Consider the following 13,143-nt stretch of genomic DNA (forward strand, 5'->3'; position numbering starts at 1 on the left):
GTCTCCCGTGTCTCCAGATGGGCCGGCGGCCGGAGTTGTCCACAGGCGCCGGACCGGCATCGCACAGATGGCGTACGGTGCGGCGCATGGCAAGTGTGCTCGTGGTCGAGGACGACCAGTTCGTACGCAGCGCTCTCATCCGGCATCTGACCGACGCCTCGCACACCGTGCGCAGCGTCGGCACGGCGCTCGAGGCGCTGCGCGAGGTCGCCCATTTCCCCTTCGACGTCGTCATCCTGGACCTCGGACTGCCCGACCTGGACGGGGCCGAGGCCCTGAAGATGCTGCGCGGCATCACCGACGTCCCGGTGATCATCGCCACCGCGCGGGACGACGAGACGGAGATCGTCCGCCTGCTGAACGACGGGGCGGACGACTACCTGACCAAGCCGTTCTCCGTCGAGCACCTGTCCGCGCGGATCGCCGCCGTGCTGCGCCGCGCGCGGACGGCCGGGGGTACGCCCGCGCCGCCGGTGATCCGGGTCGGCGGTCTCGCCATAGACCCCCTGCGCCGCCAGGCCGAGTTGGACGGTGCCCGGCTGGACCTCACCCGGCGCGAGTTCGACCTGCTCACCTTCCTCGCCGGGCGGCCCGGTGTCGTCGTCCCGCGCAGGGAGCTGCTCGCCGAGGTGTGGCAGCAGTCGTACGGGGACGATCAGACCATCGACGTCCATCTGTCGTGGCTGCGGCGGAAATTGGGCGAGACGGCGGCGAGGCCGCGCTATCTGCACACCCTCCGGGGGGTCGGCGTGAAGCTGGAACCACCGAGGTCGGAGCCGCCGCTATGAGGTGGGCGCTGGTCAAGGTGTGTGTGGCGGTGACCACGATGGTCGTCGTGGCCTTCGCGGTCCCGCTGGGGCTCGTCATCAAGGAGATGGCCCGCGACCGTGCGTTCTCGAACGCCGAGCGGCAGGCCGCGGCCATCGCGCCCGCGCTGTCCATCACCACGGACCGGGACCAGTTGGAGCGGGTCGTCGCCTCCGCGGGCTCGGACGACGGGATGGCCGTGCACATACCGGCGGGCGATGGCGCCAAGGCGGTCGACATCGGACGGCAGCGCGCCGCCACCAAGGACATCGCGACCACCCGCAAGATCGGCCGGGCCTCCACCGCGGAGGTCCCCGGCGGCTTCACCCTGCTCCAGCCCACCGCGCTGAGCTCCGGCGAGATCGCGGTCGTCGAGGTGTACGTCCCCGAGTCCGAGGTCAGTAACGGGCTCGGTACGGCCTGGGCGGTGCTCGCCGCGGTGGGCGTCGCGCTCATCATCGGCTCGGTCGCGGTCGCCGACCGGCTGGGCGTACGGATGGTGCAGCCCGCCCAGCGGCTGGTCGAGGGCGCGTACGAGCTGGGGGAGGGGAAGCTCGGGGCGAGGGTGCCGGAGGAGGGGCCGTCCGAACTGCGGCTGGCGGCAGTGGCGTTCAACTCGATGGCGGATCAGGTCGTACAACTGCTGGCAAACGAAAGGGAGTTGGCGGCCGACCTGTCCCACCGCCTGCGCACCCCGCTGACCGTGCTCCGCCTCAACACCGCCTCGCTCGGGGACGGACCGGCCGCCGAGCAGACGCGGGCGGCGGTGGCGCAGTTGGAGCGGGAGGTCGACACGATCATCCGGACGGCCCGGGAGGCCAAGCCGCAGACGGTGACGATAGGCGTCACCGCCGGGTGCGACGCGTCCGAGGTCGTCCGCGAGCGGATGGACTTCTGGTCGGCACTCGCGGAGGACGAGGGGCGCAAGGTGCGGGTCGCGGGCGTGGACCAACCCGTACGCATACCGGTCGCCCGGGCCGACCTGGTGGCCGCGCTCGACGCGCTCCTCGGGAATGTCTTCCGGCACACCCCGGAGGGCACGGCCTTCGCGGTCGACGTGCACAACGGCGGGGACGCGGTGATCGTGCTGGTGTCGGACGCGGGCCCGGGGATCGTGGACCCGGAGGCGGCGATGGCGCGGGGGAGGGGTTCCGGGAGCGACGGCTCGACCGGACTGGGGCTCGACATCGTGCGGCGACTGGCGGAATCGACGGGCGGGGATGTGCGGATCGGTTCATCGGTGCTGGGCGGCACCGAGATACGGATATGGATCCAGCTGGACGGGCGGGCGCCGGTGCGGCGCGGGCACAGAGGGTCCGTACGGCGTCGTAGGCGCGGCGCGGGCGTGAGCTGATCCGAGCCGATGCGCGCCGAGGCCTGGGCCGAATTGGTCTCTACCTTTAACCGTCCCCGATGCCTTCCTTAAGCGCACCATAAGATCGCCAACGGCCGCCCTGATCAGGCGGTTTGCCCGATTCCGGATCGCTAGCGTGCTGCCGCACCCCACCCCCAGTGAACCCTGAAGGCAGGCACACGCGATGAGCAGCACGCACCGGCGCGAGGTCAGTGGCAGGAGCAAGGTGATAGGCGGCGCCGTCGCCGCGGCCGTGGTCGGTGGTGGCGCCTTCCTGTTCTCCGGAACCGCGTTGGCGGCCGGTGTCGGCGCCGCGTACACCAAGACCAGTGACTGGTCGACGGGTTACACCGCGCAGTACGTCATCACCAACGACACCGGTCAGGCGAAGGGGGACTGGACGCTGGAGTTCGACCTGCCGACGGGCGCGAAGCTCAGCTCGCTGTGGAACGGCGAGTCGAGCGTGAGCGGGCAGCATGTCACCGTGAAGCCGCCGTCCTGGGACAAGGACGGCCTGGCGGCCGGCGAGTCGGCCACCGTCGGCTTCGTCGTGAACGGCACCGCGGACCCGACCGGTTGTGTCATCGACGGCGCCAAGTGCTCGGTGGACGAGGGCGCGACCCCGGAGCCGAGCGGCCGCCCGACGCAGTCGCCGACCCCGACACCCACCGCTACTCAAAGCCCGACGCCGACCCCCACCTCCACCCCCACCCCCACTTCCACCCCCACACCCACCGCCTCGCAGAGCACCGGCAGCGGCAGCGGCACGACGACCGGCGCGGGCTTCGCGCCGTACGTCGACACCTCGCTCTATCCGGCCTTCGACCTGGTGGGCAGCGCGACGGCGACCGGCGTGAAGGACTACAACCTGGCCTTCATCACCGACGGCGGCGGCTGTACGCCGAAGTGGGGCGGTGTGACCGACCTCGCCAGTGACGGCGTGGCCTCGCAGATCGGCGCGCTGCGGGCGAAGGGTGGTGACGTCCGGGTCTCCTTCGGTGGTGCCTCGGGCTCGGAGCTGGCGACGACGTGCGCGTCGGCGGACGCGCTGGCGACGGCGTACGGGAAGGCCGTGGACGCGTACAACCTGACCAAGGTCGACTTCGACGTCGAGGGCGGCGCGCTGCCGAACACGACCGCGAACACGAACCGGGCGAAGGCGATCGCGAAACTCCAGCAGCAGCACCCGAACCTGGACGTGTCGTTCACGCTCCCGGTGATGCCCGAGGGCCTGACCCAGGACGGCGTGAACCTCCTGTCCAACGCCAAGGCGAACGGTGTGAAGATCTCCACGGTCAACATCATGGCGATGGACTACGGCGCCTCGTACAGCGGTGACATGGGCACCTACGCCGAGCAGGCCGCCACCGCCACGCAGGCCCAGGTGAAGAGCGTGCTCGGGCTGTCGGACAGCGCGGCGTGGAAGGCCGTCGCCATCACCCCGATGATCGGCGTCAACGACGTCGCGTCCGAGATCTTCAAGGTCGACGACGCGACGCAGCTGGTCGCCTTCGCCCAGTCCAAGGGCCTTGGCTGGCTGTCGATGTGGTCCGCCTCCCGCGACAAGCAGTGCGCGGGCGGCGCGAAGAACTCCGCCGACGCGATCTGCAGCTCGATCGTCCAGGACGCGGGCGCGTTCTCGAAGGCGTTCGGCGCGTACAAGTAGACGCCTCCGCACGGGGGTTACGTGCCGCGGCGGAACAGGGCCGTCCAGAGGAAGGGCTCGCCGAAGAGCGCGGACTCGGGCGGCTCGTCACGCATGCGGCGCAACTCGACCTCGGTCAGGTCGGAGAAGATCCAACGCAAGGACTCGGGGGTGTAGGCGAGCCCGCCGTGCAGAGCGGACTGCTGGTAGAAGGCCCCGTCGGGGAGTTCGGACCCCATCCCGCCGGCGGCGAAGCAAGTGAGGGCGAGATGGCCGCCCGGGGCGAGGGTGCGGTCGAGCAGGGCGAGGTAGCTGATGCGGCGGTGCGGCGGCAGGTGGTGGAAGCAGCCCGAGTCGTAGATCAGGTCGTACGGGCCGCCCCAGTCGCCGTCGGTGAGCGCGAACGCGTCGCTGCAGTGGAAACGGATCTCGGCCCCGGCCTCGCGCGCACGGTCCTCGGCCCAGGCGAGGGCCGTCGGGGAGAGGTCGACCGCGTCCACCTGGAAGCCCGAGGCGGCCAGATGAAGGGCGTTGCGCCCCGGGCCGCAGCCCAGATCGAGGGCGCGGCCCGGGGCGATCAGGTCCTTGTCGAGGTACGCGACCAGGTTCTCGTCCGGCTTCGCGACGAAGAACGGTACGGGCCTGGAGCGGTCGGCGTAGAAGCCGTCCCACCAGGCGGCCCCGCCCGCCGTCCACCGGTCGGCTTCCGGCGCGAACAGGCCGTCCAGGAGGTTCAGCACATCGTCGATCGTGCGTATGTTCCGGTCCATCCGCTCCCCTTTTCACGAAGGTTCATGAAGGCTCGTGACGGGGAAACGGTAGGCCCGATCTCCACGAAAGGCCAGGTCAGGCCGGATGCGCGGAGGGATGCGGAGAGGCGTGAAGGGCCCCTGCGGGAGGCGGGGCCGGAGGGCGCGCCCACGCCCGCCGGGGTCATGGCCCGCGGCCACCCACACCCCCTCCCAAGGCCGCCCCGGAGGCATTCCCGGAGCCGCCGGGGCACCTTTCTGAAGAACTCCGAAGAACTCCGAAGGGCGCTGAAGGACGCTGCCTGAAGGACACTGAGCCCCTCAGTGGGCCCGCGCGTCGTACCCGGCGTGTTTGTCCCGGACCTCGGCGTTGATGCCGCCCTGCAGCGAGGCCGGGAAGCTGTACGGCACGGCACGGCGCGGTGCCGCCGCCTGGCGAGGCCACGAGCCTGCGGCCGGCGCTGAACGCGCCCGACGCCTCCTGAAACAACCACCCCGGCTCGGTCAGGCGTTTCGCCTTCGAGCGCACCCCTTCGACCCTCGCTGCCACCGCGGCGTCGATGCCCAGCGCGGCCGCGATCTCCTTGGCCCGCAACGGCTCCGCCCCAGGCCGGTCCCGCTGTGGCGGCCAGTTCGTTGCGAACCCTCCACGCGGGCGTCTCCCTGCCCGCACGGTCCTCGGGGCCCACGGTCTCGAACATCTCCTCAACCTGACCAACCTCCGGGTGCGGCCTGCGGTGTTGTGGTCCTTCCGCATGGCATGTACTTTCCATAGTGGAAAGTACATGCCATGCGATGGAGGTTGTCATGAACGACGGTTCGCGGGATCTGCAGCAGCTTCAACAGCAACGGACGGCGTTAGCTCAGCGGCTGAGGCTTCCGTGGTGGTATCTGGCGGCGACCGCGGTGCTGATAGCTGCGGTGCTGGCCCTGCCGTTCCTGCAGCCGCGGTACATCTCTGAGGAGGTGGGCCAAAGCTCATTGCCGGTGTTGATCCTGACCCAGATAGGCCTGAGCCGCCTTCTGGTTCGCACCACCGGTGTGAAGTACCGGGGCCGGAACACGACCTACCCGTCGGCCCGACCCGTCATGTGGGTCACGCTCGCGTGGGCGCTGACATCCGTTGCCGGCGAGCACGTGCTGCTCGGAAGAGGGCATAGCGTGCTCGCGATCGCGCTGGTAATCGTCATGGTGGCGGCGGCAGTGGGCATTGCGCTGTGGCAGAACGCGGCGATCCGTCACGACATCCGGCAAGGGCGAGCGGTATCGCGATGACCAGACCCGAAGGACGCGGGCGACTGGACGAGATCATCCATCCGGTGACCCGGCTGTCGATCTGCGGACTGCTCGCCGCCGGCCCGCAGTGGGTGGAGTTCTCCGTCGTGCGGGACACCGTGGGGGTGAGCGATTCGGTGCTGTCCAAGCAGTCCCGGATCCTGGAGGACGCCGGCTACCTCGAAGTACGCAAGGGTGCGATCGGACGACGTCCACGAACATGGTTCCGGCTCACCCCTGAGGGCCGCACCGCGTTCACCGAACACCTCACCTGGCTGCAGAACGCCGCTCAACTCGCCGCCGACCAGGCAGCAGCCGACGAAGGCGACCCGGAAAGCTGAATCGGCCGACCAGACCGACCGGCCCGGACGCTGTTGGCGCATCCGCTGCGGCCGGGTGGTCGGCCGCGGGAATGTGACACTCGCCGCGCAAGTGTCACATTCGCCGGGCCACACACCGTGACCCCTGGGGCACCGGCCAGACCGCCCACCACGCCGACGGGAATTCGCCAACAGCGTCGGCGGAGCTAGGGCCTCCTGGCTGCGACCGGCTGCAGGGCACCCAGCACCCAGGGCACGTTCTCCTTCTTCGTCGTGATGAGCACGGGAGTCTCGCCGTCCCGGCACTCGACCACCAGCGTCCCGGCGCCGTAGTCGCTGCGGTCCGACCAGTAGGGCAGGCGCACGCGCTGGGGGACCAGGGTGGGCGGTACGGCTCGGCGGGCGAACGCGCCGGTCGGATCGGGCGTTTGCGCCAGCAGGCCGGGCGCCGCCACCAGATAACCACCGCCGTTCTTGCCGTAGGGGACCTCGCCCACGATGCCGCCCAGGAAGCACTGTTCGGTGTCCGGGACGGTCGGTGTCACCTCGACGGTGTCGTCACCGCTCTGCCGCCGCCGGAGAACCAGGACGGCCACGGCGCATCCGACCAGCACCAGGCCGGCGGCCCCCGCGACGAACAGCAGCGCGGCCCTGACCCCGTCGGTCACCATGGGCGCGAGGGCACCGGCGCAGGCGAGGACGACCGCGCCCGTCATCGAAACGGACACCTGCCAGGGGTAGCGCAGGGGAGAGACGGCGGAGATCCGGGCCCACCAGTACGTGCTCACGAGGAATCCCGCGCCGAAGAGGCCGAGGCCGAGCCCCGCGGAGTAGTAGGGCCGGTAGCTGCCGCGCGGGTCGGCGTGCGTGTACTGGCGCCCGTCCGAGAAGGCGACGTACCGGATCTTCCCCCGCCACTCGGTGACCTGGATCCGGGCCCCGGACCAGGCGGTCGCGGACGCCGGACCGGAGGAACCGTCGATCCGGGCGCGGTCGGTCTTGCCGCCCGGCTCGGTGACGTACAGCCAGTACGCCGCCGACCTGGTCCCTTCTACCGGATCGGTACGGTCGATCCGTGCCGTCACGGTACGCAGGCAGCCCTCGGAGCCGGTCGAGGCGGTCCGCTCCGGACAGGCGACCGCGGCCCTGAAGTCCCGCTCCTCGTGCAGGGCGTCGCGCATGGGCCCCAGCAGCAGCCACACGGCGACGAGTACGAGAGAGCCGGCGAACGCCAGGAGCCCTAGGAACCTCGGGCGGTTCTTCCTGGGCGGTCGATCGTCGGCTCTTCCGGGCGACGAAGTGTCGTGTACGGACGTCACTGATTCATTCTCCGCCGACGCTCACGGAGCCGACCATGCGCCGGGCAACAAGGACGCGTTAAGGATCGTCAACGCCGTGCGGGCAGCCCGGACTTGCCGGACTTGATGACGCCGATGAGTGCGGCCAGGGCGTGGGGTGTGGTGGTGGCGATGGTGGTGGGGTGGTCGCTTTCGCGGAGGTGGATGTGGCCCGACGGCGGGGCTGCCGCCAGCTCTATGCACTCGCCTTCGCCGCCCGTGCTGTACGACGACTTCTGCCAGGTGAGGTGGGGCATCGCGGCTCCTCTCGACGTACCCGCCCAATCAAGGTTGGGTGATCCGTTCGGCTTTGATGGCGCCGAGCAGTCCCGCCAGGGCGTGGCGTGTGATGGTGGCGACCTCGTACGGTTGGTCGCTTTCGCGGAGGTGGATCCGACCGGATGTCGCGGCTGCCGCCAGCTCTACGCAGTTGCCTTCGCCGCCGCCGCTGAATGAGGACTTCTGCCAGGTGAGTCGGGGCATCGCGTTTCCTTTCAGAGGGCGTACATGACGTGCTGGATCAGGCTCAGTGAGTCGCGGGACTCGTGAGTTTCCGGCGCCGACTGGGGATCTACAGGAGCCAGGGCCAGCCCGGAAAGTCGCTCGAACATTTTGGCGTACTCGTCGAGGTGCTTGCCATCGCCGAGGAAGAGAGAGTTCCGCGGGTGCTCCAGGTAGACAGTGTCCAACGCGGTCGCCACTCCTCCGAAGATGGCGAACGAACCGCTGTACGCGGAGTACCCACCACCCTCGAACGGGAAGATCTGCACGGTCACATTGGGCAGTCGGGAGACCTCGATCAAGCGGAGGAGTTGCCTGCGCATGACCTGAGGGCCGCCAATCAGGGTGTGCAGTGCCGCTTCGTGGATGACTGACCGGTACGTCACGGCCGCACCGCCTTGTAGGATGCGCTGCCGAGCGAGGCGGAACTCGACATAACGGTCAGCCCGTTGAGGGTCCTCCTCGGTTTCGCCGAGGACGGTGCGTGCGTACTCCTCCGTCTGGAGCATGCCGGGGATGAACAGCGGTTCGTGCGTGCGCAGTACGGCGGACCGTGACTCCAGCTCTGCCAGGTTTCTCGCGGTGGGGCCGATCGTGTCGTCGAACTCGTCCCACCAGCCCTTCCCGCTCGACTGGGCCATGCTCATGAGCTCGTCGAAGTACGGTCCTGCTGGGCAGTCGTACGCGCGGAGCAACTTGTACAGCCGATTGTGGGAGACATTGAGCCGCCCGGCCTCGATGTGGCTGACCCGAGTGCGCTCGCCCTCCAGCAACGCGGCGGCGTCGTCGGTCGACATGTGCGCGCGCAGCCGGAGTTTGCGCAGCTCCGCGCCCAGACGTCGTTGACGTTCGCTGGGGCTGCTCCGTGGTGGCATGTTCCCTCCTTCTGAACCGTGCGCAGTGTGCCGCGACCACGGCAGCGGCGTCGACCCGTTGCTTCCGACGTCACCCACATGGGTCGTAAGTGGCGTTCACGATTGAACTCAGCTCACGACTGACCGTACCGTCGAAGACGACCCACCCCCGCGCCCCGAGGAAGTACCCCCACCCTCACCCCAGTTGAGGCCCCGGACCTGGTCACCGCGTGCGCGCGCCCGCAACCGCTGAAGGAGCCCCCTCCATGGACGACCCCCCACACCCCATCTCCATCCCCGCCCCCAACCCCACCGACGTCTCCCTCGTCTTCCCGCCCCACCCCGTCTGGGTCCGCGCCGCCCGCGAAACCGTCCGTACTCTCCTCGCCGCCTCCCACCGCCCCGAACTCACCGACACCGCAGTTCTGTTGACCTCGGAAGCCGTCACCAACGCCATCAACGCCTGCGCGGGCAAGGGCTGTACCACCCCCGTGACGCTCTACGCCGGCTGGGCCGACCCCCACCGACTCCGCGTCCTCGTGCACGACGAAGCCCCGGGTCTGCCCACCTGCCGTACGCCCACCCCCGACGCCGAAGACGGCCGCGGCATACAGCTCATCTCGTACGGCTCCGACGCCTGGGGCGTGTGCACGCACGGGCCCGGGCCGGGCAAAGCGACCTGGTTCGAGCTCGGGCGTTGAGCGAGCCGCACGCGACGGGGGCGCGGCGCCCCCCAGGCACCGCGCCCCCTCCCCCCGCTTCCCCCGGGCAATGGACTCTGTGGCTACTCGGCGGCAGCCGACGTCACCGGCGGCAGCGACCCCGTCCGCGCCACCTCCCTGTACCAGTGCGCGCTGGACTTGGGCGTACGGGTCAGGGTCGCGTAGTCGACGTACACCGCCCCGAACCGCTTGCCGTAGCCGTACGCCCACTCGAAGTTGTCCATCAGGGACCAGAGGTAGTAGCCCCGGACATCCGCGCCGTCGGCGATGGCGCGGCGCACCGCCGACAGGTGGCCGTGCAGGTAGGCGATGCGCTCGGGGTCGTGGACACGGCCCTCGGGGTCGGGCTTGTCGTCGTACGCCGCGCCGTTCTCCGTGATGTACAGGGGCAGGCCCGGCGCCTCCCTCGTGTACCGCATGATCAGGTCGTGCAGCCCCGTCGGGTCGATCGTCCAGCCCATCTCCGTACGGTCGCCGGGGGTCTGGTGGAACGCGACACCGTCCGCACCCGGCCACGGGGAGTAGGAACTCGCCCCGTGTCCGTCCGGGCGCGGACCGTCGGACGATTCCGAAGCCGCCGACACCAGCGTCGGGGTGTAGTAGTTCAGGCCGAGGGCGTCGAGGGGCTGGTTGATGGCCGCGAGGTCGCCGTCCAGGACGTACGACCAGTCCGTGATCGAGGACGTCTCCGCGAACAGGCCCTCGGGGTACGCGCCGTGCAGCATCGGGCCGTGGAAGACGCCGTTGGCCAGGTTGTCGATGCGCCGGACCGCCGCCAGGTCCTCCGGGGACGGGGAAAGGGGCCTGACGACGGACGAGTTGAGGCTGACCGCGACCGTGTTGCGGGCCGGCATCGCGGACCTCAGGGCGGTGGTGCCCAGGCCGTGCGCCAGGTTCAGGTGGTGGGCCGCCCTCAGGGAAGCCGCGGCATCCGTCCGGCCGGGCGCGTGCACCCCCGAGCCGTAGCCCAGGAACGCGCTGCACCACGGCTCGTTCAACGTGATCCACTGCTCCACGCGGTCGCCCAGCGCCTCGCCCACGATCTGCGCGTACTCCGCGAAACGCAGCGCCGTGTCGCGCTCCGGCCAGCCGCCCGCGTCCTCCAGGTGCTGCGGGAGGTCCCAGTGGTAGAGGGTGATGGCCGGTTTGATGCCGTGCGAGAGCAGTTCGTCGACCAGTTTGCGGTAGAAGTCCAGGCCCCGCTGGACCGCGGGGCCGCGGCCCGTCGGCTGCACCCGGGACCAGGAGATCGAGAAGCGGTACGCCGACAGGCCCAGCTCCGCCATCAGGGCCACGTCGTCGCGGAAGCGGTGGTAGTGGTCGACAGCGATGTCACCGGTCTCGTCGGCGGCCGTCTTGCCTGGCGTGTGGCTGAAGGTGTCCCAGATGGAGGGCGTGCGGCCGTCCTCCCGTACCGCCCCCTCGATCTGATACGCGGAGGTCGCCGCGCCCCAGAGGAAGGCGGGGGGAAAGGTCACGGGCGATGCGGGTTCAGGCATGGAAGCGCTCCCATAGGTGGTCGTGGAGACCGACGGTAAGAAGAGGGGGGAGGCGGGGCCGGGGCGGCGGTGACCCGGCCCCCGGGAAGGTTCCCGAAGGGGGACCCCTGTGGATGTCGGGCGTCAGCCCTTGACGGCGCCCTGCATGATGCCGCCGACGATCTGCTTGCCGAACAGGGCGAAGACGAAGAGCAGCGGCAGCGTGCCGAGCAGCGCGCCCGCCATGATCAGGGACTGGTCGGGGGTGAAGCCGCGGCCGAGGCCCGCGACCGCGACCTGCACGGTCGGGTTGCCGGTCTGGGTGAGCACCAGGAACGGCCACAGGAAGTCGTTCCACGTCTGTACGAACACCAGCATGCCGAGCACCGCCATGGCGGGCCGGGCGGCCGGGAACACCACGTGCCAGATCACCCGCCAGCTGCTCGCGCCGTCGACACGGGCCGCCTCGATCAGCTCGTCCGGCAGTGCCTGGATCAGGTACTGCCGCATGAAGAACACCCCGAACGCGCTCACCAGCGACGGGAAGATCACCGCCTGCAGCTGGTCGGTCCAGTCGAGCTTGGCGACCATCATGTAGAGCGGGATCACGCTGAGCTGCGGCGGCACCATCATCGTGCCGACGACGATCAGCATCAGGGCGCCACGGCCCCTGAAGCGCAGCTTGGCGAAGGCGAACCCGGCGAGCGTCGACAGGAAGACCACGGTCACCGCCGAGACACCCGCCACGAACGTGGTGTTGACGAAGGCCTCGCCCAGGTTGGCCTCCGTCCAGGCGACGTCGAGATTGTGGAAGAGGTTCGAGCCGAACCAGAACGGCGGCGGGGACTGCGCCAGCCGGTTGGTGTCGCGGGAGGCGGCGATCGCGGTCCACACCAGCGGGCCCAACGAGCCGATCGTGAACAGCGCGAGGATGACGTACGCGAGGGGTCCCGCGTGCATCTGGCCGCCCGCGCGCGCCGACTTGGGGCGCCGCAGACGCTTCGGCGGTTCGGGTACCGCGTCCGCCGGGGGTTTCGTCAGGGTCGTCGTCACGGCCGGTTCTCCTTAACTACTGGCGCGCAGCCGGCGCGAGATGACGTAATTGACGATCCCGATCACGATGAGGATCAGGAACATCGTCCAGGCGATCGCGGAGGCGCGGCCCAGGTGCTGGTTCACCCAGCCCTGCTCGTAGAGGTACAGGCCGAGTGTCTGGAACTGGTGCTCGGCGCCGCCGGACGCGCCCTTGTTGGCGTCGAACAGCAGCGGCTCGCCGAACACCTGGCTCGCTCCGATGGTCGAGACGACGACGGTGAACAGGATCGTCGGCCGCAGCGACGGCAGGGTCACGTGGAAGAACTGCTGCCAGCGGTTGGCCCCGTCGAGGGCCGCCGACTCGTACAGGTCCTGCGGGATCGCCTGCATCGCCGCCAGGTAGATCAGCGCGTTGTAGCCGGTCCAGCGCCAGATGACGATCGTCGAGACGGCGATCTGCGAGGGCCACTTGTCGTTCTGCCAGTCGATCTTGTCGAAACCGATGGCGTGCAGCGCCCAGTTGATCATGCCGTAGTCGCGGCCGAACAGCAGCACGAACACGAGTGAGGCTGAGGCGATCGACGTCGCGTACGGCGCGAGCATCATGACCCGGTAGAAGATCGAGCCGCGCAGCTTGTAGTTGAGGATGTGGGCGAGGCCCATCGCCATCAGCAGCTGCGGGACGGTCGAGATGATCCCGATCGTCAGGGTGTTCTTCGCCGCGTTCCAGAAGAAGTCGTCGTCGAAGATGCGGGTGTAGTTGCGCAGACCCGCCCACTGCATGTCGGTGGGTGCCGTCAGCTCCACCGTGTGCAGCGAGGCCCAGCCGGTGTAGATCAGCGGGAACAGGCCGAACGCGAGGAACAGCAGGAAGAACGGTGAGACGAACGCGTACGGGCTCCACCGTATGTCCCGCTGCCAGCGGCGGGAGAGCCGGGCCCGGCGCCGCTGGTCCTTCTCGTCGGGTACGACGTCGGCGGGCGGACGGCCCGGGGCCGCGCCCCCCTCGGCGGGGGGCGCGGCGGTGTCGTGCCGGGGTGTCGTTCCGGTCACCTGACGTCTCCGA

General features: G+C 69.8%; 14 protein-coding genes. 6 read left to right on the plus strand and 8 right to left on the minus strand.

The genetic code is table 11. The features are described 5' to 3' along the window. Nucleotides 1-86: 86 nt before the first annotated feature. The 3 genes from OG747_RS28345 (at nt 87) to OG747_RS28355 (ending at nt 3,827) form a co-directional block, all read left to right on the plus strand. The gene (locus OG747_RS28345; RefSeq protein ID WP_405882210.1) at nt 87-788 is read left to right on the plus strand and encodes a response regulator transcription factor; all 702 of its coding nucleotides are present in this window, start codon (nt 87-89) and stop codon (nt 786-788) included. Then, on the plus strand, nt 785-2,161 hold the full coding sequence (locus OG747_RS28350; protein ID WP_405882211.1) for an ATP-binding protein: 1,377 nt from the start codon (nt 785-787) through the stop codon (nt 2,159-2,161). The genes OG747_RS28345 and OG747_RS28350 overlap by 4 nt, the downstream gene beginning before the upstream one ends. A gap of 184 nt (nt 2,162-2,345) precedes the next feature. After that, complete coding sequence (locus tag OG747_RS28355; protein WP_405882212.1) at nt 2,346-3,827, plus strand: cellulose binding domain-containing protein; 1,482 nt, start codon at nt 2,346-2,348, stop codon at nt 3,825-3,827. A gap of 17 nt (nt 3,828-3,844) precedes the next feature. Here OG747_RS28355 and OG747_RS28360 read toward each other — a convergent pair whose 3' ends face one another. Continuing rightward, nucleotides 3,845-4,576, minus strand: a complete 732-nt coding sequence (locus OG747_RS28360; protein ID WP_405882213.1) for a class I SAM-dependent methyltransferase — start codon at nt 4,574-4,576, stop codon at nt 3,845-3,847. Between the two features lie 786 nt (nt 4,577-5,362). On the opposite strand from OG747_RS28360, the gene OG747_RS28365 reads away from it, so the two are divergent. Beyond that, complete coding sequence (locus OG747_RS28365; protein ID WP_405882214.1) at nt 5,363-5,830, plus strand: hypothetical protein; 468 nt, start codon at nt 5,363-5,365, stop codon at nt 5,828-5,830. Further along, entirely contained in the window at nt 5,827-6,171 is a 345-nt protein-coding gene (locus tag OG747_RS28370) for a winged helix-turn-helix domain-containing protein (protein WP_405882215.1), read from the plus strand. The genes OG747_RS28365 and OG747_RS28370 overlap by 4 nt, the downstream gene beginning before the upstream one ends. A 185-nt stretch (nt 6,172-6,356) precedes the next feature. On the opposite strand, the gene OG747_RS28375 is transcribed toward OG747_RS28370, so the two are convergent. The 4 genes from OG747_RS28375 to OG747_RS28390 form a co-directional block, all read right to left on the minus strand. Next, nucleotides 6,357-7,469 (minus strand): hypothetical protein, encoded by a 1,113-nt coding sequence (locus OG747_RS28375; protein WP_405882216.1) that lies wholly within the window; start codon nt 7,467-7,469, stop codon nt 6,357-6,359. Nucleotides 7,470-7,537: 68 nt separating this feature from the next. Continuing rightward, nucleotides 7,538-7,744, minus strand: coding sequence for a DUF397 domain-containing protein (locus OG747_RS28380; protein WP_405882217.1), 207 nt, complete (start codon nt 7,742-7,744; stop codon nt 7,538-7,540). A 28-nt stretch (nt 7,745-7,772) separates the two neighbouring features. Then, entirely contained in the window at nt 7,773-7,970 is a 198-nt protein-coding gene (locus OG747_RS28385) for a DUF397 domain-containing protein (RefSeq protein WP_405882218.1), read from the minus strand. Between the two features lie 11 nt (nt 7,971-7,981). Next, nucleotides 7,982-8,863 carry a Scr1 family TA system antitoxin-like transcriptional regulator gene (locus tag OG747_RS28390; RefSeq protein WP_405882219.1) on the minus strand — a complete coding sequence of 294 codons (882 nt, stop codon included), beginning with the start codon at nt 8,861-8,863 and terminating at the stop codon, nt 7,982-7,984. Between the two features lie 245 nt (nt 8,864-9,108). Between OG747_RS28390 and OG747_RS28395 the strand changes: the two genes are divergently transcribed. Beyond that, nucleotides 9,109-9,543 (plus strand): ATP-binding protein, encoded by a 435-nt coding sequence (locus OG747_RS28395; protein WP_405882220.1) that lies wholly within the window; start codon nt 9,109-9,111, stop codon nt 9,541-9,543. Nucleotides 9,544-9,626: 83 nt separating this feature from the next. Here OG747_RS28395 and OG747_RS28400 read toward each other — a convergent pair whose 3' ends face one another. The 3 genes from OG747_RS28400 to OG747_RS28410 form a co-directional block, all read right to left on the minus strand. Further along, entirely contained in the window at nt 9,627-11,063 is a 1,437-nt protein-coding gene (locus OG747_RS28400) for a GH1 family beta-glucosidase (RefSeq protein WP_405882221.1), read from the minus strand. Between the two features lie 123 nt (nt 11,064-11,186). Then, entirely contained in the window at nt 11,187-12,095 is a 909-nt protein-coding gene (locus OG747_RS28405; protein WP_266413721.1) for a carbohydrate ABC transporter permease, read from the minus strand. A 12-nt stretch (nt 12,096-12,107) separates the two neighbouring features. Continuing rightward, a complete protein-coding gene (locus OG747_RS28410) occupies nt 12,108-13,130 on the minus strand; it encodes a carbohydrate ABC transporter permease (protein WP_405882222.1) in 1,023 nt (340 codons plus the stop codon). Nucleotides 13,131-13,143 lie beyond the last annotated feature (13 nt).

It is taken from the genome of Streptomyces sp. NBC_01384 (assembly GCF_045040035.1).
Classification (GTDB): domain Bacteria; phylum Actinomycetota; class Actinomycetes; order Streptomycetales; family Streptomycetaceae; genus Streptomyces.